The organism is Pseudomonas sp. CCC4.1 (assembly GCF_035019225.1).
In the GTDB taxonomy this organism is placed as follows: Bacteria; Pseudomonadota; Gammaproteobacteria; order Pseudomonadales; family Pseudomonadaceae; genus Aquipseudomonas; species Aquipseudomonas bubulae.
The window spans coordinates 86,927-109,161 of record NZ_JASJWL010000008.1 but is presented as its reverse complement, the minus strand read 5'-3'; the positions used below and the strand labels follow the sequence as shown (position 1 = coordinate 109,161).

Annotated in this window: 23 protein-coding genes; 12 read left to right on the top strand and 11 right to left on the bottom strand. The window is 55.1% G+C overall.

The genetic code is table 11. The features are described from left to right. Positions 1-93 precede the first annotated feature (93 nt). Positions 94-321 (top strand): type II toxin-antitoxin system Phd/YefM family antitoxin, encoded by a 228-nt coding sequence (locus QN377_RS05695; protein ID WP_095004250.1) that lies wholly within the window; start codon positions 94-96, stop codon positions 319-321. Further along, complete coding sequence (locus QN377_RS05690) at positions 318-692, top strand: type II toxin-antitoxin system VapC family toxin (protein WP_095004249.1); 375 nt, start codon at positions 318-320, stop codon at positions 690-692. Before QN377_RS05695 ends, QN377_RS05690 begins: the two co-directional genes overlap by 4 nt. Before the next feature lie 466 nt (positions 693-1,158). Here QN377_RS05690 and QN377_RS05685 read toward each other — a convergent pair whose 3' ends face one another. Beyond that, positions 1,159-2,853 (bottom strand): reverse transcriptase domain-containing protein, encoded by a 1,695-nt coding sequence (locus tag QN377_RS05685; protein ID WP_322213296.1) that lies wholly within the window; start codon positions 2,851-2,853, stop codon positions 1,159-1,161. Positions 2,854-4,573: 1,720 nt separating this feature from the next. On the opposite strand from QN377_RS05685, the gene QN377_RS05680 reads away from it, so the two are divergent. Further along, positions 4,574-5,119, top strand: a complete 546-nt coding sequence (locus tag QN377_RS05680; protein ID WP_095019388.1) for a hypothetical protein — start codon at positions 4,574-4,576, stop codon at positions 5,117-5,119. A gap of 353 nt (positions 5,120-5,472) precedes the next feature. Here the strand turns inward: QN377_RS05680 and QN377_RS05675 are convergent, their stop codons facing one another. Together QN377_RS05675 and QN377_RS05670 are read right to left on the bottom strand one after the other, a co-directional pair. Continuing rightward, positions 5,473-6,528 carry a fatty acid desaturase gene (locus QN377_RS05675; protein WP_095002256.1) on the bottom strand — a complete coding sequence of 352 codons (1,056 nt, stop codon included), beginning with the start codon at positions 6,526-6,528 and terminating at the stop codon, positions 5,473-5,475. A 445-nt stretch (positions 6,529-6,973) separates the two neighbouring features. Beyond that, positions 6,974-7,309 carry a hypothetical protein gene (locus tag QN377_RS05670; protein WP_095002255.1) on the bottom strand — a complete coding sequence of 112 codons (336 nt, stop codon included), beginning with the start codon at positions 7,307-7,309 and terminating at the stop codon, positions 6,974-6,976. A 169-nt stretch (positions 7,310-7,478) separates the two neighbouring features. Between QN377_RS05670 and QN377_RS05665 the strand changes: the two genes are divergently transcribed. Next, on the top strand, positions 7,479-7,997 hold the full coding sequence (locus tag QN377_RS05665) for a DUF4142 domain-containing protein (protein WP_095002254.1): 519 nt from the start codon (positions 7,479-7,481) through the stop codon (positions 7,995-7,997). A gap of 63 nt (positions 7,998-8,060) precedes the next feature. On the opposite strand, the gene QN377_RS05660 is transcribed toward QN377_RS05665, so the two are convergent. The 3 genes from QN377_RS05660 to QN377_RS05650 form a co-directional block, all read right to left on the bottom strand. Beyond that, positions 8,061-8,357: a DUF6388 family protein gene (locus QN377_RS05660; protein ID WP_016779995.1), complete on the bottom strand. Its 297-nt coding sequence runs from the start codon at positions 8,355-8,357 to the stop codon at positions 8,061-8,063. Between the two features lie 76 nt (positions 8,358-8,433). Next, complete coding sequence (locus QN377_RS05655) at positions 8,434-9,636, bottom strand: MFS transporter (protein WP_095002253.1); 1,203 nt, start codon at positions 9,634-9,636, stop codon at positions 8,434-8,436. Between the two features lie 148 nt (positions 9,637-9,784). Continuing rightward, on the bottom strand, positions 9,785-10,102 hold the full coding sequence (locus tag QN377_RS05650) for a DUF883 family protein (RefSeq protein WP_095002252.1): 318 nt from the start codon (positions 10,100-10,102) through the stop codon (positions 9,785-9,787). A 166-nt stretch (positions 10,103-10,268) separates the two neighbouring features. Here QN377_RS05650 and QN377_RS05645 point away from each other — a divergent pair, with 166 nt between their 5' ends. After that, on the top strand, positions 10,269-10,523 hold the full coding sequence (locus QN377_RS05645; RefSeq protein ID WP_095002251.1) for a hypothetical protein: 255 nt from the start codon (positions 10,269-10,271) through the stop codon (positions 10,521-10,523). 109 nt (positions 10,524-10,632) lie between these two features. Here the strand turns inward: QN377_RS05645 and QN377_RS05640 are convergent, their stop codons facing one another. Then, entirely contained in the window at positions 10,633-11,115 is a 483-nt protein-coding gene (locus tag QN377_RS05640; RefSeq protein ID WP_095002250.1) for a GreA/GreB family elongation factor, read from the bottom strand. 125 nt (positions 11,116-11,240) lie between these two features. On the opposite strand from QN377_RS05640, the gene earP reads away from it, so the two are divergent. From earP to QN377_RS05625, 3 genes are all read left to right on the top strand, one after another. Further along, complete coding sequence (gene earP, locus QN377_RS05635; protein ID WP_095020310.1) at positions 11,241-12,374, top strand: elongation factor P maturation arginine rhamnosyltransferase EarP; 1,134 nt, start codon at positions 11,241-11,243, stop codon at positions 12,372-12,374. 49 nt (positions 12,375-12,423) lie between these two features. Beyond that, complete coding sequence (locus QN377_RS05630; protein WP_016780001.1) at positions 12,424-12,996, top strand: elongation factor P; 573 nt, start codon at positions 12,424-12,426, stop codon at positions 12,994-12,996. A gap of 139 nt (positions 12,997-13,135) precedes the next feature. Continuing rightward, positions 13,136-13,885: a sulfite exporter TauE/SafE family protein gene (locus tag QN377_RS05625; RefSeq protein WP_176465201.1), complete on the top strand. Its 750-nt coding sequence runs from the start codon at positions 13,136-13,138 to the stop codon at positions 13,883-13,885. On the opposite strand, the gene QN377_RS05620 is transcribed toward QN377_RS05625, so the two are convergent. Further along, complete coding sequence (locus QN377_RS05620; RefSeq protein ID WP_095019384.1) at positions 13,875-14,732, bottom strand: LysR substrate-binding domain-containing protein; 858 nt, start codon at positions 14,730-14,732, stop codon at positions 13,875-13,877. The two genes, QN377_RS05625 and QN377_RS05620, sit on opposite strands and share 11 nt — an antisense overlap. Positions 14,733-14,828: 96 nt before the next feature. Here QN377_RS05620 and QN377_RS05615 point away from each other — a divergent pair, with 96 nt between their 5' ends. After that, a complete protein-coding gene (locus QN377_RS05615; protein ID WP_138738786.1) occupies positions 14,829-15,008 on the top strand; it encodes a DUF1127 domain-containing protein in 180 nt (59 codons plus the stop codon). 124 nt (positions 15,009-15,132) lie between these two features. Here the strand turns inward: QN377_RS05615 and QN377_RS05610 are convergent, their stop codons facing one another. Further along, positions 15,133-16,479, bottom strand: coding sequence for a class II 3-deoxy-7-phosphoheptulonate synthase (locus QN377_RS05610; RefSeq protein WP_095020307.1), 1,347 nt, complete (start codon positions 16,477-16,479; stop codon positions 15,133-15,135). 157 nt (positions 16,480-16,636) lie between these two features. On the opposite strand from QN377_RS05610, the gene QN377_RS05605 reads away from it, so the two are divergent. Both QN377_RS05605 and QN377_RS05600 read left to right on the top strand, forming a co-directional pair. Further along, entirely contained in the window at positions 16,637-17,392 is a 756-nt protein-coding gene (locus QN377_RS05605) for a spermidine synthase (RefSeq protein ID WP_095002245.1), read from the top strand. Between the two features lie 372 nt (positions 17,393-17,764). Continuing rightward, positions 17,765-19,435: a DEAD/DEAH box helicase gene (locus tag QN377_RS05600; RefSeq protein ID WP_095002244.1), complete on the top strand. Its 1,671-nt coding sequence runs from the start codon at positions 17,765-17,767 to the stop codon at positions 19,433-19,435. 99 nt (positions 19,436-19,534) lie between these two features. Here the strand turns inward: QN377_RS05600 and QN377_RS05595 are convergent, their stop codons facing one another. Beyond that, a complete protein-coding gene (locus QN377_RS05595; RefSeq protein WP_095019382.1) occupies positions 19,535-20,302 on the bottom strand; it encodes a DODA-type extradiol aromatic ring-opening family dioxygenase in 768 nt (255 codons plus the stop codon). Positions 20,303-20,403: 101 nt separating this feature from the next. Here QN377_RS05595 and QN377_RS05590 point away from each other — a divergent pair, with 101 nt between their 5' ends. Beyond that, positions 20,404-21,063: a thiopurine S-methyltransferase gene (locus QN377_RS05590; protein WP_095002242.1), complete on the top strand. Its 660-nt coding sequence runs from the start codon at positions 20,404-20,406 to the stop codon at positions 21,061-21,063. Between the two features lie 60 nt (positions 21,064-21,123). On the opposite strand, the gene htpX is transcribed toward QN377_RS05590, so the two are convergent. Beyond that, on the bottom strand, positions 21,124-22,011 hold the full coding sequence (gene htpX / locus QN377_RS05585; protein WP_088379295.1) for a protease HtpX: 888 nt from the start codon (positions 22,009-22,011) through the stop codon (positions 21,124-21,126). Positions 22,012-22,235 lie beyond the last annotated feature (224 nt).

Genomic DNA, 22,235 nt, shown 5'->3' with positions numbered 1-22,235 from the left:
GTTGCTCAGAGGCGTTGGCGCATAGGTATATTTTACTTAGTCCATTGTATGGACTAGACTAATCGCATAAACCAATCCATGGGAGATAGCCACATGCAGACCCACAACATCCATGCAGCGAAAACGCACTTCTCGCAGCTTGTTGATGCGGCAGCGGGCGGGGAGACGATCATCATCGCCAAGGCAGGCGTGCCAGTGGCCAAGCTGGTTCCGATTACCGCCCCCAAGCGTCGCGGGATGCTCACAGGTGTGACATTCAACGCCGAGGCTTCGGACGCTCTGGATGCTGAAATAGCGGATATGTTTGAGGGCAAGGCATGAGGCTATTGCTCGACACTCATATCCTCATCTGGGCAGCTATCGGCGACGAAAAGCTGTCCAAGGCAGCGGCCCAGCTTATCGACGATGAGGCCAACACCTTGTATTTCAGCGCTGCCAGCATCTGGGAGCTGACCATAAAAGGCGCCGAGCGCACTGGCGTTATTCCTGCTGTGCTACGCAAAGTGCTGTTGGATGCGGGCTACCTTGAATTGCCGATCACTTCTGATCACGGGCTGACTGTAGGCAATCTGCCGAACCATCATCGAGATCCGTTTGACCGCATCATGGTGGCCCAAGCGCTTGCAGAAGGTATCAGCCTGGTGACACACGACAGCGCCATGCATGCATACCCTCACACAATCATCGTTTGATCTGTGCGTTACCATATTGCCAAGCCGCCCACCGAGGCGGTTTTTTTACGGCTGTAACAAATAGAACTGTAAACACACCTTGTGAGGCTGCCAGTGCGAGCGCACAACGCCTCTCGTTAAAGTGCTGATGGAAGTCGGTCGCACTTTGGCGCCACCCATACAGGCTACACGGCTTTCAGGTGAAGGCTGTCGGATGACAAAGTTGACTGGCTTCGGGGTAGTAACGTGCTTCATGCCCTGGCGCGCGCCGTCGTCCCCCCACCTCGCCTGCGTGCTTAATAGGTCTTTTTTTCCGCACTTCTGCACCAGGCTGACAGCTGGCTGGGTTGTGGGCTGTGTAGAGATTTTTGTGGAATAAAATCCCTGCGGATCCCTGCAAGAAAGGCTACGTTTCGAAATGCTCTGGCTCGGCTGCAGTAGACTTCATTAAAATGGGACTACCAAAGACTCTTAAATAGAGCGAAAACTAAAGAATAACACCACTTTTTTCGAGGTACTTTATTAACTCTGAGACTCTGATGAAAGTGTTTTTGCCGTGGGGGTTTCCCTCGGCTCCCTTAGCTGCAATGCCTACGACGTGATAACTTGAGTTGATTACAGGTCCGCCGCTATTTCCCGAGTAAAGATTTTTATCAACTTCGCTATGTTGTACGCCGTGTAACGGATATTTGTTAGTCAGGCGGCATTTCAGGACGCCGACATTGTGGCCTCCAAGCTTATGGTTAGGGAAACCCAGCACCGCAACACGGTCGCCAATGTTCGGCTCTTTGGAAACCTCTAATGAGAAGTATTTTAAAGCAGTCGAGGGCTCTTGGATTTTCAGTACGGCAATGTCGAGTTCTTTACTACGAATAATTACTTTGGCCTCATGAATGGTCTCTCCATGACCCACTTTATAGACAAGGCATTCGTTGAATTCAACCCGCTTATCATCAATGATGTGGCTGAGGTTATGCTCGCATGTTATGAGTAGGTTTCCTTGGATCATAAAGGCACTACCCTGAATCTGCACCAAATCATCACCGATTTTTTGCTCGAATTCAGTTATCCAGCACTTGTCCTTTATAAATTCTCCTACTTTGAAGTTGTCGGAGTCTTCAGTAGTAGTTAGAGGAGTGTTCGGCACTTTGGATTTGGTAGGCAGCATGTTGTAACGCTGAGCGAGCCTCCGATAGACCTCCGAGCTTTCTCCTACAACTTGCTTGATGAAAAGCAAGCGGCCCTGGAGATGGGATTCAATTATTCCCTTAGTGTTCGGGTTTTTCTCTTTGTAGATAGCATTTGCTACCTGCTCCCCGTGTTTTTCTATGGAGTGAATCAATGCAGCCGTTTTTCTAATATAAGGTCGGGGCACATTAGGTTTTTGATTTGTAACTAGCCCGGTTACAGTTCGGCGTTCGCCTGGCCCTTGCAGTCTTACTTTACTTGTATTGATAGTAAATCCATGTTGGTCTATCACAGACTGTAGTTCACTTCCGACTTTACTATGATAATGGTTAGCTCTATCATTAGATGCTGAGCTTTCCACCACGTGCCTAGGAATAAATTCAATAGGGCAGTAAAAAGAAAGTGTTATATCGTCGGCGTATCGCGTGTAAACAGCTCGATTGTTCTTGGCGAGAGAGTAAAGCGCCCGATCCAGACTTGCACACAGCATATTTGATAGAATGGGTGAGCTAGGTGCGCCTTGAGGAAGTATCCCGTTTACTGTAGTGAGGTGGGCTATGACCGTTGCAGTTTCGGGGGTAAAAGAATATGGCTTGGCTATCAACAATCCGCGGATACGAGAAAATGTAATGGTGCCGAAAAAATTTTCGAGATCGATGTTGAAAACGAATTTTTTTCGGCAATGAGGCCAGGCGTTTTCAACAATTGAGCTTCCCTCGCGAAAAGCTTTAACCGGCTCGCGTGGGTTGTAAATTTTTTTCAGAAGCAAGGCTAAACGGGATTGAAGAGTTTTTAACTTATCCGAAGGCGCTAAAATCTTGCGTTTTCCGCCATTTTTCTTTGGAATCTCAAACTCAAGGTAGTGACGTAGCATTCCACTGCGATAGTATAAATGCTTGATTTTTCCATAGTCTGTGCCGAGAAGAGCTGCAAGCTCGGCTGGTGTCGTCGATGAGTTCAACGCGACGAAATTTAAAAAGAAGCCTCCATTCATATTTCACCCTATTCCTTTAAGCATAACGTCTCCGAGTAACTCATCGCCGTTGCTTGTGGCTTTTTTGAATCGGGTCGCATTTGAACAACCCTAGTTAATACCTGAATGGAGGCATAGTGACATTACGCCAAAAATTCTAGCGATGCAAGCCATATGCTACTACGTAACGTGTGCGCTTCTGGGCCGTTTTGTAAGATTTCAGGATGTTTTAGCTCAGATTCTCAGGGACCTAGACGGAAACAGGTAATTTGTTCGGTCAGAGCCTCGCTACGGCATTGGAAGCCACGTATTTATTGGCTTTGGCATATTACACAGACAAGTTATTTTGAGTGATGTGCAAGGTAATTTAATCGTAAGTCATTGATTTGTAAGGTTCTGAGCCTTATAGGCAATTACTTAATAAAAGAGTAATTAGATTACTTATAGGTTACTCAGACATTACTCGCACCGTATTGGCTGTAGCCCTTTGAATCCGGGCGTTATAGACGTTTTACCCAAGCGCTTACCGCTCTTACCTTTTTCCGATGGCGTTCCCCAAAAAATACACATGCCCTATCAGGCAGCAGATTCACAGGTTGGCGCACAAACCCATGGGAACGCCATGGGAACGTTTTTACACAGCTCGCTCCTCTACAGCCCTTATAAACCGGGGGCCGTGATTTGAAAAAGCGGGGGCGGGCGGTTTCGAATCTCTCCTTCACCGCCACATTAAGTAAACACAAACCCCTGATTTTCCTAGAGAAAGTCGGGGGTTTGTGGTTTCTGGCGTCTGGAAAATGGTGGTATGGGAATACCGGCTGAATTTTGCCCGTGCTTATCCCTGAATTGTGGAGGGCGCTGGCTGTAGATTCAGAGCGTGTTGCAGGATGCTGACGACGTCCGGGTCGTCTTCATTGATCCGCGTCCCAGAGTGCTGACGGATATCTGGGCGTTTTCAGGATCTTCGACACGAAGGATATGTGCCAGCAATGAAGGAAGATCATGCCATTTGTGCTGGGTGCCTGTGTGCGGGGCTGACTAGTGATCCAGCAATGCCATGATCAATGGCGATGTCAGCGTTGCTAGATATAAAGATGTTTCTGTTGATTTGAAACCGGTGCTGATCGGGCGTGAATCCTATCCATGCAGTCCGCGTCACTCGCCCGGTAAGCCCTACAAGAGCAACATCAAGCACCGGCTAACCAAGCCTTACCATTCTTGGAATGGCGGCCAAGTCTAGCGAATGAATCGTACGATTATAGGAACTACGGTTAAGACGTTTCATTACCTGGGTTTTGATGCGCTGAAAGCCCACGTTTTGGCTTTCGTGATGGCTTCCAACTTTGCCAGGCATCTCAAGGCTTTGCACGGCTGAACTCCGCTCAAGGTGTTCTGTGAGGCTTGGACTGAAAACCCAGCCTGTTTCGCAATGAGTCCGCAGCTTCTCATGTCGGAACCTTACACCTAGTAAGCGCACAATTAAAACGCACTCTTATAGTGCTCCTGCAAGTATAAGTTCCCTGCCTGCACCCTAACCAATCGCACAATTACACACTACGAAAATCCGCACCAAATTAGCGCGATAGCATTAAGTGCAATGAAATTCGAAAAATTCAAGCGCGCAACTATTAGCGCCAGCCTTCTTGACCTATGCAGAACAAATACTAGTATGGATTTCAAGCCTGAAGTCGACATTTAACAGGTTGGCCATTGCATCATAAAAAGGAGGGATGCAATCCATATGAAGCTGAGTAAGCCGCTGCCACTTAAACTCCTATACAGGGATAATATGACGTTAAGCCTTGCGGAAGAAAATGATATGACCCAGGTTTTTTTGATGGGAAAGGATGCGTGGGGTGCGGAATTCCAAACGGAAGAATACCTTGATATATGCTGCGCATCGGAAAAATACAGATTAGGCAACTGGTTTATCTTAAGGGGTAGTAGCGGGGCGCCCCTATCATCTGCCATTTCCTATGTGATCCCGGGGCATAACAACAGTTCATGGATAGGCATAGGCTCATTAGCTACAGAGGTAAACAGCCGCAAGAAAGGATATGGCCTAAGCTGCCTGTCAATGCTGCTAGAAGGATATGAGAAACAACAAGCAACTACAGGGTTTATGCTTTTTCAAGACGTACAAACCAACATCTACAGATCAGCTGGTTTTGTTGCAGCAGAATCAAGAGGCTATAAAGGAGCTCACCCGAGCTTGCTGCTCAGAATAAATGAAAGGAATAATCAGGAAGCTGAGTATTTCTTAAAAAACCCGCCGAGCTATTTTTAATTGTTCATGAGCAAGGTGCTTACTGTTCTTGCCTTTTTTCGAGGGCTAAACGCAAAGAATACACATGCCCTATCAGGCAGCAGATCCACAAGTTGACACACAACCCCATGGGGCTGCCATGGGGCCGCTCGTTAGTCAGCAGATCCTCTGCAGTCGTTATAAGCCGGGGGCCGTGATTTGAAAAAACGGGTATGGACGGTTTCGAACCCCTCCTTAAACGCCACATTAAGTCAACACAGCCCCCTGATTTCCTACAGGATGTGCGGTTGATAAAGGCTTAGCCAGTTCTGAAGGTCACTGGCTAGGGTGATATTTATAGGGCGAGATCAAACAAATAGAAGCGGGTTGATTGCTTAAGCTTCCGGTTGCGTAAAGCTGTAACGGTTTGAGCGCTTATAGGTGCCGAAGTCATTAAACCTGACACCGGCGTCCGCTAAAACTTTATGGGCGAAGGGCGCGGTCATTTGGCGCAGGTAGAACGGGTCCTTGACCACAAAGTGATGAATGCAATGGGTGCTCCCGAAGTTGAAGCAAAACAACTGGAATGGCCACAGCCACCACCGGTTCATGACCTGGGTTTGCTGCAAGGGATTGCGTGGCATGACGTCGCCGAAATAGTGAATGTTAGAGCTGATAAAAAACAGGCAGAACTGACGGATGATATTGGGCGCGACGATAATCACCACTGCAGCATTGACCACCTGTATCAGCAGTGATGCGGCAGCAGAGAGCTCAACGGTGAGGCCCATCAGCGAGTTCACCCATGTGTAGAGGTGGTAACCCAGGAATATATACCAGCAGCCCCAGTACAGAAGCCCCATGGGCGCATTCAACCGAAGCACCTTGACGGTCAACCTGATTTTTTCTTGCCAGGTCGGTGCGAACAGGGCATTGACAATGCCAAAGACAAAACCGTCGATGAGTTTTAAAAAGCGCTTGGCCCCCCACTTGCTGCCGCTGGTGGTAATCCAGGCTTCAACATCGGTGTGGGTGCCGGATTCTTTGTGATGATGAAAGTGCAGTTCACGCCGTAACCAGGGGCTGGGCATGCCGGGGCGGGCTATCCAGCACAGCAGCATCATCAGGTTGTGCGCCACGGGGTGTTTTCTGAAATACAGGCGATGAATCAAGTCGTGTTCAAGTTCATGAATAAATGACGTCAACAACGCATTGATTACAATACAAAGCCAGCCGGGAATAAGCCCTTTTATATACAGTGTGCCCGTTATTATCATGCCAGTTACAGAAACAGCCATCACGCTGGCGCCTATGGCATTCTGGAAACCCAGTACGCGATAGCGTTTACGTAGCTCATTACTGTGCTGTGTGATTTTTTGAGTAACGTCGTTAATTAAATCCTGCTCGGTTTTTGGCAAAGTCGTACTGGGTGCTCGAGAGTCAGTGTTCATCACTTCATCCTTTGAAGACGATGGGTTGGGATCGCTTCACTAGAAAAGCACATTTATTTTATTGGGCAAGTTTTAATGTTTTTATGGCGGTTTGGTCGGACGAGCGGATATATATCGTTATATTGTCGGACAATAACTTTGTGGCGCGGGGTTAACTTTTGCGTCGGGTTAAATATCGGCCTGAAAACTAACGGTTGATATCATGTAACTGGCCTGGATCGAATTGTTGCGAATGCTCGGTCGTGTGGTGCCGGGATTGAAGGATAACTACCCGGTAGTGCCATTGAACGCTCCCATTCGAGCTCAAATGGATTTAGACGATGATAAGGCCGCTCCCCCTTTGGCGTGCTGTTGCTGAATGCGGGCTGCGCGCAGGCCCGGCAGTACACGCCACCTGCCGGTGCCCCCGGGCGCAGCGCTACCCGGTCACGGCCCAAGACTTGATTCAGGAAGGCGGACTGTTCAGGTCCAGTTCTCTGGAAATTGCTTGTTCCGCTTTCACGAATGCTGGGGTTTTGCCGGCATCGGCATAAATCTCTTCACCTTCTTCAATCCTGATGACCTCAGAGCCCTTCACATAGGGCATGGCCTGCTCTGCTTGCTCAAGCGCGCAATGAATCAGGCTTTGGGTAATGGTGGCTTCATCCAGGCCGTAGGCTTGGGCGAAAGCCTTGATTTTGACCAAATCACGCTTGTGCAGTGAAAGGCTGTATTCAACCCGCTCACTGGACTCCTGAGATCTGGACTCCCAGTTGTCGAGCATGGCCCTGAAGGCGTCCATATGGCTTCTCCTGTTTGACGGAAAGTGCTGCTGGACAGTATGGCTCAGGGTTCGCTGAAGTGCCTTCAGTTGCCATCCGTCAGAAAAAACAGCTTTGATTTAAACCTTTGCCATCACGTGCCTTCAGATTCTGTGCAGGGAATAAACCTGCCTTTTTCTGGAGGACGTTATGAAACACCTGATTGGCCCCAAACGCTTTGTGGCAGGTTGTGCCCTGGTCTGCTCCCTGATCGTGGCGGCCACAGCAGTCGCAGCCAGTCCGGCAGACTTTGTTGATGAGGCTCATGCAGCAGGGATTGCGGAGATCGAGACCAGCCGTATGGCGATCAGTAAAACCTCTTCGACGGACATAGAAAGCTATGCCGTGGAAGCCATCAAGGACCATACCAATGCCAATCGGGATTTGAAGGATCTTGCCAGCCGACTGGGCCTGCAGGTGTCCAGCGATGAGCAGATACTCGACAAGGCGAAAAAGCTGATGCTGCAAGTGCAGGAGGGCGATTCGTTCGACGCGGCCTATGCGGCCAATCAGGTCAAGGCCCATGAACAGGCCATCGAGTTGTACAAGGAGCAGGCGCAAAATCCCGAGTCACCGGAGTTGCAGGCGTTTGCCGAAAAGTATCTGCCCAAGCTGGAAATGCATCTGCTGATGGCGCAAAAACTGGTGGATGCCCACCACAAGTCCTGATCCTTTAAGTGCAAAAACGCCCGGTGAGTGATCGACCGGGCGTTTTATGCAACGTGGCGTGGCTCAGACCGCGATTTCGTTGAACCCGCAGTACTCTTCCCAGCTCATGTCCAGGGCTTCGGCGACTTCCTGATGCACTTCAAGGCGCATGCTCTTGAGTTCTTCAGGGGAGCGGGCGATCAGTTCCAGGGCCAGTTCCCAGGCTTCCAGGCCGCGGCTTTCGGCTTCGTCCTCAAAGGCCCACAAAATCTGTTGCTGGCGGTCCTCGGCGCTCAGCTCTTTCATTTCTTCGATCAGTTCAGGGTGCGCCTTGATAAAAGTATCCAGGGCCAGTTCGTTACGGGATTCTTTAGGGATCATATGGCGTCTCGGATGGTCAGGGCATTTTTCGCATGCTAGCGAGTTCGCATTACGATGAAAAGTGCCATATAGCTGCTTAGCCCACCGGTTGCAGCTTGCTTTCGCGCTGCAGGCTGTAGCCCCATACCGCCAATGCCAGTGTCGCGACCACGGCGCCGACCACGACAATACCGTCCCAGCCATAGGCCGGGTAGGTCTGCGCACCTACCAGTGAACCCAGTGCGCCGCCAATGAAATAACAGGTGATGTAGCCAGCATTCAGGCGGTTGCGGGCTGCCGGGCGGACTTTGAACACCGCGTTCTGGTTGCTCACATGGACCAGTTGCACGGCAAAATCCAGGGCCAGCACACCGATCAGCAAAGCCACCAATGAATGCCCGGCAAATGCCATGGGCAGCCAGCAGGCCAGTAGCACCAGCAGGCCAGCGGTGGTGGCCTGTTGCCCCTTGCCGCGATCAGCCATGCGTCCGGCCCAGTTGGCCGCTACCGCACCGACGGCGCCGGCCAGGCCGAACAGACCGATCACCGCGTCCGAGTAGCTGTAGGGTGGTACCGCCAGCAAAAAGGCCAGGGGGGTCCAGAACAGGGCGAACAGCGAGAAGGTCAGCAGGCCCAGCAGGGCGCGCAGGCGCAGTACGGGTTCTTCGATAAACAGAGTGAACACCGACTTCAGCAGTTTTGGGTAGCTCAGCCCGGCGCTTTGATGGTGGTTGGGCAGGGCGCAATACAGCGAGATGGCACTGATCAGCATCAAGGCGGCAGCCACCAGGTAAATGGTGCGCCAGTCACCTGCCGATGACAGCGCGCCCGCTACGGTGCGGGCCAGCAAAATGCCCAGCAACAGGCCACTCATCAGTGTCCCAACGACCCGACCACGGCTTTGCGGGTCGGTCAGGCTGGCCGCCATGGGCACCAGCACCTGGGCCGATACCGAAAACAGTCCGGTCAGTGCCGTGCCGATCAACAGCCACGTCAACGAAGGGGCAAATGCGCTTAGCAGAAGGCCCAGGGCGCTGAGCACGGTCATGGTGACGATCAGTCGGCGTTGTTCGAACAGATCACCCAGCGGCACCAGCAGTAACAGGCCAGCGCCATAGCTGAGCTGGGCAGTGATAACCACGGTACCGGCGCTGCCCATGCTCAAGCCCAGTTGCTGGGCGATGGTGTGCAGCAGGGGTTGGGCGTAATAGTTGCTGGCAACAGCCAGGCCGGTGGCGGTGGCCATCAGCAGAATCAGGGCGGTGCTAAGAGGTTTTGTTGCAGCAGTAGACGTGGACATTGACTGTCTCGTTGGCATGGGGAATGCGACGAAGTATCAGAATGTCAGCGGAGAATGTCACTGAATATGTCGGCGGTTTTAAATTTTAAACCGCACAGCCCCTGGCAATAATCACCAGGGGCTGTGCAGGCAACAGTGGCAGCCGATGTTAGTTGCGACGCCCCAGCAGCAGGCCAACGACCAGACCGAAACCGGCCGAGATGGCCACGGTCTGCCATGGATGGCCACCGATATAGCTTTCCGTGGCGTCGACCACAGGCTTGGTGCGCTCGCGCACGTTGGTCACTGAATCCAGTGCCTGCTTGAGCTTGAGGCTCACCTGGGCACGCAGGGTTTCGCCTTCTTCACCGACCAGGGACACGCTGTCCTTGAGCAGCTTTTCAGATTCGGCAATCAGGTCTTGCAGTTCGCTGAACGCTTGATCCTTGATTTGATCTTCAGCTTGTACGGCATTTTTTCGAGCCATTGCGGTACTCCTTGCAGGTTAAAGGGGTGATATGTAATGGAGTCAACCCAATGCTAAAAAGTTGCATCTGATTTGCGCCTGAGCTGACAGCGTAGTCAAAAACCAGACTGAGACACTTCTTTGTAGGGTGTAAGATGTCACCTAATTAACACCGCAGGAAATTCACATGAGCTTCAACCTCGCCAACAAGCCTCTCGCAGAGCGTGCAGCGCTTGAAGATGAAAAATCCCGTTTGTATGACCTTTGGCAGAGCAACCTTGGCAAGGCCAAAGGGGATGCGGCGCGTTTGTTTGGTGAACGCGCCAAGCGCAAGGGCAAATGGGCTGAATGGGTGCGCTCGGAACTGGACGCCATGTCACCGCCGGAATACGCCAACATGGTGCGCAGTGAGTTGAACCGCATGGTGGCTGCTGCCAAGTAAGGCATGCATCAAACTTTGGTAGGAGCGGGCTTGCTCGCGATTCAGCTGCCGCGGTTTATCTGCGTGACCGGGGCGATACTATCGCGAGCAAGCCCGCTCCCACAGTTGTCTAGAGCGTTTCGCAAACGCTAAACACCTGTACCGCACCGCCCACATTGATCTGCACTTCATCATCAAGCTGTTTGCCCTGCAAGGCGGCCCCCAGGGGTGAGCGCGGGGTGATGACGGTGACCGTCTGCCCGCTGTGGTCGAGCTTGAGCCCGGCGGCATCGGGGGCGAGGAACAGCCACTGTTCGCTGCCATTTTCGGCTTCCAGCCTGACCAGCGCTCCGATCTGAATGCCCTGCGCCGGGTTGTACGGCGCAAGGGTCATGGCCCGGCAGTTTTTCAACGCCTGGCGAATTTCCTCAACCCGGCGTGCCTGTCCTGTGGCCAGATATGACGCTTCCAGGCCGAGGGTGTCGTATTTGTTCTCGGCGATGTTTTCCGCATGGGTGGCCGCTTCATAGGCGGTTTGCGCCGCGCGCTGGAGGACATCGAGGTCGATTTCGAGTTTCTCCAGCATCAGCAGGTGCACAGCAGTCTTGTTCATGGTCGCAGCTTGATAGTGACGAACGTCGATTGTCGCACGAGTGCCGCGCAGATTAATCCGCCTCAAGACTTCTGTACGCAGCCAATTATGCGGACAATCCCCCCTTTTGAATGTTGGAGCCCGGTATGAAAGCCTCCTGGGATATTTTTTGCAGTGTGGTCGATAATTACGGCGACATCGGGGTGACCTGGCGTCTGGCCCGGCAGTTGGTGGCCGAGCATCAGCAGGGCGTACGGTTGTGGGTCGATGACTTGCGTGCGTTTGTGCCGTTGTGCCCCGAGGCGGATGTCGGCGCTGCGCAGCAATGGCAGCAGGGGGTTGAGGTTTGCCAGTGGCCGGCGCAGTGGCCGGCGACGGAGGTTGCCGACGTGGTGGTCGAGGCCTTTGCCTGCAAACTGCCTGAAGGCTATCTGCAGGCGATGAAGGCTCGCGAAAAACCGGCGTTGTGGATCAATCTCGAGTACTTGAGTGCCGAAGACTGGGTCAGCGGCTGCCACGGCCTGCCATCGATGCGGCCTGACGGTTTGAAACGGATGTTTTTCTTTCCGGGGTTTGATGCCGGTACTGGAGGGCTGTTGCGTGAGGCAGACTTGTTGCAGCGCCGCCACGCCTTTGAGCAGGACCCGCAGGCCAAGCAGGTATTTTTGCAGGGGCTGGGGGTTTGCCCGGCGTACAATGCGCGGCTGATTTCATTATTTGCCTATGAAAATACCGGCCTGGCCAGCTGGCTGGATGCAATGGCGGCGGGGGCCGGGCCCACCCACCTGCTGGTGCCACAAGGACGGATCATGGGTGATCTGCTGCAGTGGCTGGGTATTGAGCAGTTGCCCCTGGGTGCGGTCGAACAGCGCGGGGCGTTGACCGTTCAGGCGTTGCCGTTCGTCAGGCAAGAGGATTACGACCACCTGTTATGGAGCTGTGATTTCAACGCAGTGCGTGGTGAAGACTCGTTTGTGCGGGCGCAATGGGCGGGGCGCCCCCTGCTGTGGCATATCTATGAGCAGGAAGAAGACGCGCACTGGGTCAAGCTCAACGCATTCCTCGACCTCTACGTCAAAGGCCTTTCACCACAGGCAGCCCGGGCGGTTACCGGGCTTTGGCATGCCTGGAATGCTGGCGCCGAGATGGGCGAAAGCTGGAATGGGGTGCTCCAATGCTGGCCTGAAATCGCTGCACACGCTGAACAGTGGTGTCTGGAACAGTCATTACAGGCTGATCTTGCGCAAGCGCTAGTACTGTTTTATAGAAATTGGATATGATACGCGACCTAGATTTTTGTAAATCTCAATCCAAATTCGGATATTCGTAATGAAAACTGGTAAAGAGCTTAAACCCGGTACAGTCATCAAGCTCGAAAACGACCCTTGGTTGGTTCAGAAAGCTGAATTCACCAAGTCCGGTCGTAACAGCGCGATCATGAAGACCAAGCTGAAAAACCTGCTGACTGGCTACAAGACCGAAATCGTATACAGCGCTGACGACAAGCTGGAAGACGTGATCCTGGATCGCAAAGAAGCGACCCTGTCCTTCATCAGCGGCGACACCTACACGTTCATGGATACCACTGACTACACCATGTACGAGCTGAACGCTGAAGACATCGAAGCCGTTCTGCCATTCGTTGAAGAAGGCATGACCGACGTTTGCGAAGCGATCTTCTTCGAAGACCGTCTGGTATCCGTAGAGCTGCCGACCACTATCGTGCGTCAGGTTGACTACACCGAAGGTTCCGCTCGCGGCGACACTTCGGGCAAGGTGATGAAGCCTGCCAAACTGAAAAACGGTACCGAGCTGAGCGTTGCTGATTTCGTTGAAATCGGTGACTGGATCGAAATCGATACCCGTGACGGTGGTTCCTACAAGGGCCGCGCCAAGGTTTAAACCTTGCGTTAACCGCACGATGAAAAAGCCCGGCCTTGATGCCGGGCTTTTTTTTGCTCGATGAAAAAGCCCCGGTTCTGCGCTTTGCCCGGCGCCGGGGACTGGTTAGCATGGGTGCTCACAACGAGGGGTGGTAATGCTGATCGATTTTGTAATGTATGCAGCCTTGGGTATCGCCATGGGGGCGCTGGGCGGGTTGTTCGGAATTGGAGGCGGTCTGATCGCGATCCCGGTACTGGGGTTGTGGTTCGGTCTGGACCAGCAATTGGCGCAAGGCACGGCCCTGGCCATGTCGGTGCCCAATGTGTTCTTGGCGTTGTACCGCTATCAGCAACGCAACAGGATCAATTTGCGTCAGGCATTGCCGCTGGTGCTGATGAGTTTTTGCTTCGCCTGGTTGGGCGCGATGCTCGCCGTTGGCGTGGATGCGCGGATCATTCGCTGGGGCTTTATCGTCTTTTTGCTGGCGATCACCCTCTATAACCTGATCAAAATGTACACCTCGCCAGCCCCGCCTGTGGCCGGTTCACGCTATGGCTGGCCGTGGTTCGGGGTGCTGGGTGCCGTGGCAGGCACGACCGGAGGGCTGTTTGGTGTCGGTGGCGCCGTGGTGGCGGCGCCCGTGCTGACCAGTGTGTTCGGCACCACTCAAGTTGTGGCCCAGGGCCTGTCACTGGCCCTGGCTGCGCCAAGTACGGCGGTGACTTTGCTGACGTATGCAGTGCATGACGAGGTCAACTGGGCCATGGGCGTACCGATGGCCATTGGTGGGCTGTTAAGCATCAGTTGGGGTGTCAGGCTGGCTCACGCTTTGCCGGAGCGCCTGTTGCGCGGCCTGTATTGTGCTTTCTTGCTGCTGTGCGCGGGGTTGCTGGCGCTCAAAGCTTGAAGCCTTCGACGATATATTCGGCAAAGCACTCAATGATCGGTGACGACGCGCTGTTGGCTTTGCGTAACAGCACAATACTGGCTGAGGGAAGCTCCGGCAGGTTCTCGGCCGCGCCGATGATGCGCAGGTCGGGCGTCAGCAGGCTTTGTAGCTGAGCGGTGACGGCGAGCCCGGTGCTGACCACGGCGTTGATCGCCGCGAGGCTGGCACTGGTGTAGGCAACCCGGTATTCACGTTGTTGAATATCCAGGGCATTACAGGCCCAGGTCCGGCAAAAACAGTCGGTATTGAACATTGCCAGGGGCAGGGGTGTTTGTTCATGGGGCGAAAAGCCTTGGGCCACCATCCAGACAAAGCGTTCCTGGCGCAGGATCTGGCCCATTTCGGTACCGGGTTTGCGGGTCACGATCGTCAGGTCCAGATCATTACGCTGCAACAGCTGGGATGACGGCTCGCAATGTACCTCGACGTTGATCAGCGGGTAGTCCTGGGCAAAGCGCGACAATACGCCGGGCAAAAAACGCATCACGTAATCATCCGGCGAACCTATCTTCACCGTGCCCACCATCTGTGGTTGGCGCAGGGTGTTGAACACTTCGCTGTGCAGCTTGAGGATGCGCCGGGCATAGCCGAGCAGCACCACGCCTTCCTGGGTCAGGCTGACACTGCGCCCTTCGCGCTGGAACAGCGCACATTGCAGCACGTCTTCTTCCAGGCGCTTCATCTGCATGCTGACCGCCGACTGGGTGCGATTGACCGCTTCGGCGGCGCGGGTGAAGCCGCCGTGATCGGCGATGGCGGCAAAGGTGCGCAGCAGGTCGGTGTCGATGCTGGGAAATTCAGCCATTGATCAATCTCGCAGATGTATCGCATAAGAAACATTCGTTGGATTGATCTTATGCCCGCGCAGACACTTGAGCCATACCACAGGAGGGCTCAAGTGATGAAAGGTCAAATAGGCGTGGCGTGGATTGCCCGGATTTCGCGCTGGTATCAACTGTCGCGGGAGCGGGCGTGCTTGCGGCAGATCAGTGATGCGGCGCTCAAGGACCTTGGGTTGAGCAGGGCGGATATCGAGGCCGAAAGCCATCGGGCTTTTTGGGATGATCCGTTTAACAGGTGAGGGCGCGGTGTTTGCTGCCCCTCACCCCAGCCCTATCCCTGAGGGAGAGGGCGCTGATTGTCGGTGTTCTTGAAACCGCGTGCGGTCAGTCCCCTCTCCCTCCGGGAGAGGGTTAGGGTGCTCTTCAGCGCTTGACCTGCTTCAGCGTCTCGGCAATCAAAAACGCCAGCTCCAGTGACTGATCGGCATTCATCCGCGGGTCGCAGTGGGTGTGGTAGCGGTCCGACAGGCCGTCTTCGGTAATCGGATTGGCACCGCCGATGCATTCGGTCACGTTCTGGCCGGTCATTTCGATATGAATGCCACCTGCGTAACTGCCTTCGGCATCGTGAACCTGGAAGAACTGTTTCACTTCACCCAGTATTTGCGCGAAATCACGGGTCTTGTAGCCGCTGCTGGCCTTGATGGTGTTGGCGTGCATCGGGTCGCAACTCCACAGCACCTGCTTGCCTTCGCCTTCTACCGCGCGGATCAGCTGCGGCAGGTGATCGCCCACTTTGTCGGCACCCATGCGCACGATCAGGTTGAGGCGGCCCGGGTCGTTGTCCGGGTTGAGGATATCGATCAGGCGGATCAGGTCTTCGTTGTTCATGCTCGGGCCGACCTTGACCCCGATCGGGTTGTTGACCCCGCGCAGGAACTCGACATGGGCGCCGTCCAGCTGGCGTGTGCGGTCGCCGATCCAGAGCATGTGTGCCGAGCAATCGTAGTAATCGTTGGTCAGGCTGTCGCGGCGTACGAAGGCTTCTTCGTAATTCAGCAGCAACGCTTCGTGGGCAGTAAAGAAGCTGGTTTCGCGCAGTTGCGGCGAGCTGTCCATGCCGCAGGCACGCATAAAGGCGAGGGTTTCATCGATACGGTCGGCCAGCTGGCTGTATTTCTCTGCCAGGGCCGAGTTGGCGATGAAGTCCAGGTTCCACTTGTGCACCTGGTGCAGGTCGGCAAAGCCGCCCTGGGCAAAGGCGCGCAGCAGGTTCAGGGTGGCGGTGGACTGGTGATAGGACTGCAGCAGGCGTTCAGGGTCTGGCACGCGGCTTTTTTCATCAAAGCCGATGCCGTTGACGATATCGCCTCGATAGGCAGGCAAGGTCACGCCGTTGATGGTTTCGTCATTGGCCGAGCGCGGCTTGGCGAATTGCCCGGCCATGCGCCCGACCTTGACCACCGGGCACCCTGCCGCGAAGGTCATGACAATGGCCATTTGCAGCAGGACCTTGAACGTGTCGCGAATCTTGGCTGCCGAAAACTCCGCAAAACTCTCGGCACAATCACCGCCCTGAAGCAGAAACGCCCTGCCTTGAGTGACCTCGGCAAACTGTCGGCGCAGTTCCCGGGCTTCGCCGGCAAATACCAGTGGCGGGTAACTGGCCAGGCTTTGCTCGACGCGCAGCAGGTGCGCCGCGTCAGGGTAGTGGGGTTGTTGCTGGATCGGCAGGGCGCGCCAGCTGTCAGGGGTCCAGATTGGGCTCATCGCAGACTCTAGTATTTGTTGGAGATGGCCCATGTTAGCAGCAATTAGTGCGTGACCTGTTGCGCCGCAATGACCGACAATCGCGCCTTTGCGCTCGATATCGAGTGGCTGTTTTTTCAGCGCCGCGGGTAGTACCGGGGCGCGGCAAGGAGAGGAAATGTCTGAGGAGCGCGTAGAGCGTCTGCTCGCCGAAGTTCATGATGACTTCGGCATGATTCGAGTGCTGGAAGTGGCTGACTACCGTTTCCTCGAATTCGGCGATGCGATCGAGCAAAGCTGCGTGTTCACTGCTGACCCCAGCTGGCTGGAATACGACTACACCCGCGCCATGCTGATTGGTGCGTTGTGCCATGACGCTCCGGAAAGCGCACTGTTTCTGGGGCTGGGTGCCGGAACTCTGACCCAGGCCTGTCTCAAGTTTTTGCCCCTGGAAGATGTCGAAGCCATCGAGCTGCGCCCGGATGTGCCGCGTCTGGCCATCGAATACCTGGGCCTGGATGATGATCCGCGTTTGTATATTCGTATCGGTGATGCCCTGGAGCTGCTGGACAGCGCCGAGCCCGCGGACCTGATTTTTGTCGATCTGTACAACGATCTTGGACCGGCAGCGGGTCACCTGGCCTGGACATTCCTTGAAAACTGTCAAAAGAAGCTGGCCCCCAATGGCTGGCTGATCATCAACCAGTGGGCCACCGACGATGGCAAGCCGCTGGGGGCTGCGTTGCTGCGCGGCCTGTATCACCGCCATTATTGGGAGCTGCCGGTCAAGGAGGGTAATGTCATCCTGATGGTGCCTGCTGACCTGGAACAGGCACTCGATATCGACGCGCTGACAGTCCGGGCACAAGTCCTGGCTCCGCGTCTGGGTTATTCGCTGGAGTCCCTGATCAAGGCAATTCGCCCGGCGACTTGATGCCAAGCGGTGAAACGTTTTAGCGTTTCACCCAGAGTGGCCCGGCACGAAAAGCTTTTTCAAGGACGAAAAAAAACGTTAAAGCCCGGTCCACAGAGGGATACAGACGATTTTGTGGCAAAAAACCCCTTCTTTTTTTTGATAAATCCGGTATAGTGCGCGCCGGCCTTTAGCCGGGCCACGTTTAGGTGTCGCATTTCCCGAAGCACGCTTCGGCTGCTCGTCCGTTTCGCGGACAACCCTGAACGCTCCATTCATTTAAACGTTTTCGCAAATCCCCGCCGACAAAGCAGCCAGGGCGACTCTTGAGTCTTACACGGCATGCGCAGCTTTGGAGCATGGGTCTTTGCGGATGCACTTAGAGGCAGACCCATGACCCAGGAAACCGGCGGCTTCGCCGCTTTTAATCTTAATCCGAACATTCTTTCTGCTGTCATCGCGACTGGCTACGAAGAACCTTCGGCTATTCAGCAGCAATCGATCCCGATCATCATGGCCGGTCACGACATGATTGGTCAGGCGCAAACCGGTACGGGTAAAACCGCCGCGTTCGCCCTGCCGATCCTGCACCGCATCGATCCTGCTAAGCGCGAGCCGCAAGCCCTGATCCTGGCGCCAACCCGTGAGTTGGCGCTGCAAGTAGCAACCGCTTTCGAAACCTACGCCAAGCAAATGCCGGGCGTTACCGTTGTGGCCGTTTACGGCGGCGCCCCTATGGGTCCACAACTGAAAGCAATCCGTAATGGCGCACAGATCGTTGTCGCCACTCCGGGCCGTCTGTGCGACCACCTGCGTCGTGACGAAAAAGTGCTGTCGACCGTGAACCACCTGGTTCTGGACGAAGCTGACGAAATGTTGAAACTGGGTTTCATGGACGATCTTGAAGTTATCTTCAAGGCACTTCCGCCAACCCGTCAGACCGTATTGTTCTCGGCAACCTTGCCGCAGTCGATCCGTGCCATTGCCGAACGCCATCTGCGCGATCCGCAACACGTGAAGATCCAGACCAAGACTCAGACCGTTACCGCGATCGAACAGGCTCACCTGTTGGTTCACGCTGACCAGAAGACCTCGGCTGTATTGAGCCTGCTGGAAGTTGAAGATTTCGACGCCCTGATCATGTTCGTTCGCACCAAGCAAGCGACCCTGGATCTGGCCAGCGCCCTTGAAGCCAAAGGCTACAAAGCTGCTGCGCTGAACGGTGACATTGCCCAGAACCAGCGTGAGCGCGTTATCGACTCGCTCAAGGATGGCCGTCTGGACATCGTTGTGGCAACCGACGTAGCGGCACGTGGTCTTGATGTTCCACGTATCACTCACGTGTTCAACGTTGACATGCCTTACGATCCAGAGTCCTACGTTCACCGTATCGGCCGTACTGGCCGTGCCGGTCGCGAAGGTCGCGCACTGCTGCTGGTGACTCCGCGTGAGCGCCGCATGCTGCAAGTGATCGAGCGTGTAACCGGTCAGAAAGTTGCGGAAGTCCGTCTGCCGGATGCCCAGGCTGTTCTTGATGCCCGCATCAAGAAGTTGACCAACAGCCTGACGCCGCTGGTCGCTGACGCTGAATCGACTCACGGTGATCTGCTGGATCGCCTGATTGCCGATATCGGCTGCAGCCCGCGTGCCCTGGCCGCTGCTCTGCTGCGCAAGGCAACCAACGGTCAGGCCCTGACCCTGGCAGCCATCGAGCGTGAACGTCCACTGGTGCCTAACAGTGCACCGCGTGAGCGTTCCGAGCGTTCGGGTGACCGTCCTGATCGTGGTGATCGCGAGCGTCGTGCTCCGGTTCCATTGGCTGAAGGCCGTGCACGTTGCCGTACCGCGCTGGGTGCGCGTGACGGTATCGCTGCCAAGAACCTGCTGGGCGCTATCCTCAACGAGGGTGGCCTGGCTCGTGAAGCTATCGGTCGCATCCAGGTGCGTGACAGCTTCAGCCTGGTAGAACTGCCGGAAGCCGGTCTGGAAGGTTTGCTGGCCAAACTGAAAGACACCCGCGTTGCTGGCAAACAGTTGAAACTGCGTCGCTACCGCGAAGATTAATCACTCCTGCAGTGATTGATCGCTAAAAAAATCCCCGCCTGGTGCGGGGATTTTTTTTGTCCGGGATTTGGAGTGGCTGGCCTTTGTGGGAGCGGGGCGCTAGCCAAACCGGTAGATATCCATCCCCAACGCACCCAGTGTCCAGCCCTGGTGGGCAATGCTGAACTGGCCGCCCGCGGCACGGGCAAAATACAACGGCAGCAGGTGCTCGTCGCTGGGGTGGTTTTTAGCGGCGAAAGGCGCCTGTGTGCGGTAGGCATGCAGCGCCGTTTCGTCATCAGCCGCCAGTTTGTCGATCATCCAGTCACGAAACGCCTTGGCCCAGGGTTCAATGCTCTCAGGGCCTGCGTGCCAGTCCAGTTCGCGCAGGTTGTGGGTGATGCTGCCCGAGCCGATGACCAGAATCCCCTCGCTGCGCAAGACCGCCAGTGCATGGCCTACCCTGGTCTGGCCCGCCGGGCCCAACTGGCTGGGCAACGAAACCTGCACCACCGGGATATCCGCATCCGGGTACATCAAGGACAGTGGCACCCAGGCGCCATGGTCAAAAGGGCGTCTGGCGTCCAGTCGCGCCGGCAAGCCGTTGTCTGCCAGCAATTCCACAATGTTCGCGGCCAACTTCGGGTCGCCGGGCGCAGGGTATTGCACGGCAAACAGTGCTGGCGGGAAGCCGCCAAAGTCATGCCAGGTTTCCGGTGACGGGTGGCTGGCGACCCGCAGGTCGGGGCTTTCCCAGTGCGCAGACACCAGCACTATGGCCTTGGGGCGCGGCAGTTCGGCCGCCAGGCGTTTGAGCGCCGGGCCACTGGCGCCCGGTTCCAGTGCTAGCATGGGGGAGCCGTGGGAGATAAACAGGCTGGGGAGCATGAAAGAGGTCCTCGAAGTTGAGATGCGTCATCTTCATCCTGATCATTGATCTAAATCCAATATAAGTTTTAGTGCTTATCTATCGAATTTAAAGGTGAATCATGCAGCCCGAATTTTGGCACGACCGCTGGGATCGCAATCAGATTGGCTTTCACCTGTCGCAGGTCAACCCTTACCTTCAGCGCCTTTGGCCGGCACTGGGGGTGGAGGAGGGCGGTCGTGTGCTGGTGCCGCTATGCGGCAAAAGCCTGGATATGAGCTGGCTGGCGGCCAACGGTCATGAAGTGCTGGGTGTGGAGCTGACGCAGACGGCCGTGGAGCAGTTTTTCAGTGAACAACAGGTCGAGCCACAGGTTCGTCAGCAGGGCGCCTTCAAGGTGTACGAGGCGGGTCCTGTGAAGATCCTCTGCGGTGATGTGTTTGCCCTGACTGAAGCTGACGTGGCCTCCTGTGTGGGGTTGTATGACCGCGCTGCAACCATCGCATTCCCTCCCGAGATGCGTGCGGCCTATGCTCGGCACCTGAGCCGGATTCTGCCGCCAGGCTGTCGGGGGCTGTTGATTACCCTGGATTACGATCAGTCGCAAATGAACGGCCCGCCGTTCTCGGTGCCGGACGCCGAGGTACAAAGCCTGCTGTCGCCTGCCTGGGCGCTGGAAGTACTCGAGCAGCCGGATGTACTCGATCAGGAGTGGAAGTTCCTCAAGGGCGGCGTGACGCGACTGGTGGAGCGGGTGTATCGCCTGAGCAAAATCGCCTGAAGCAAAACCCGGGCACAAAAAAGGGCGACCTGGGTCGCCCTTTTTATGTTTGCCGTGGGGTTAGCCGCGGCGACGCAGTGCGTCGATACGTTCTTCCAGTGGCGGGTGGCTCATGAACATCCGCGCCAGGCCTTGTTTGAGGCCGCCGTTGATGCCGAAAGCCGCCATGGTGTCCGGCATGTGAACCGGCAGACCCTGCTCGGAGCGCAAGCGCTGCAGGGCGCTGATCATTGCCGAGGTGCCGGCGAGCTGTGCACCGGCTTCGTCAGCCCGGAATTCACGTTTACGCGAGAACCACATAACAATGGCGCTGGCGAGGAAACCCAGGACCAGTTCGGCGAAGATGGTCGCAACGTAGTAGGCAATGCCGCGGCCCTCGTCGTTCTTGAACACCACCTTGTCGACAAAGTTGCCGATGATCCGGGCAAAGAACATGACAAAGGTGTTCACCACGCCCTGCACCAGCGCCAGGGTGACCATGTCGCCGTTGGCAACGTGGCCGATTTCGTGGGCCAGTACCGCTTTTACTTCATCGGGCGAAAAACGCTCGAGCAAGCCCTGGCTGACTGCGACCAGTGCATCGTTTTTATTCCAGCCCGTGGCAAAGGCGTTAGCCTCGTATGCCGGGAAAATCCCCACTTCAGGCATCTTGATCCCGGCTTCGCGGGACAGTTGTTCAACGGTTTGCATCAACCATTGTTCATGACGAGTACGAGGTTGTGTAATCACCTGGGTGCTGGTGCTCATCTTCGCCATCCATTTGGATATGAATAGCGAGAACAGAGACCCTGCAAAACCAAAGACCGCACAGAACACCAACAGCTGACTGAGGTTCAGATCAACCCCGTTGGCCGCCATGAACCCGTCAAAGCCGAACAGGCTCAGGGTGATGCTGGCAATCAGCACGACCGCCAGGTTAGTGGCCAAAAACAGCAGAATGCGCATCATGGTTGTATGGATCTCCTCGTCTTAAGGGTGTTGCCGTATGCGGGGTATATAAGGTGCTGCCACAGGCTATTCAACCAGGTGACTATTTCAAACTGTGTCCTGCAGCCTGATTTTAGTAGTTTGCTGGGGATTTCCTAATATGAAGGAGCGTTTTTTTTGGCCAGAAGTTCCACTGAGCGCCAGTAAATAAAGGGCTTTATGGTTTTCATGAGGCTATTGAAGGC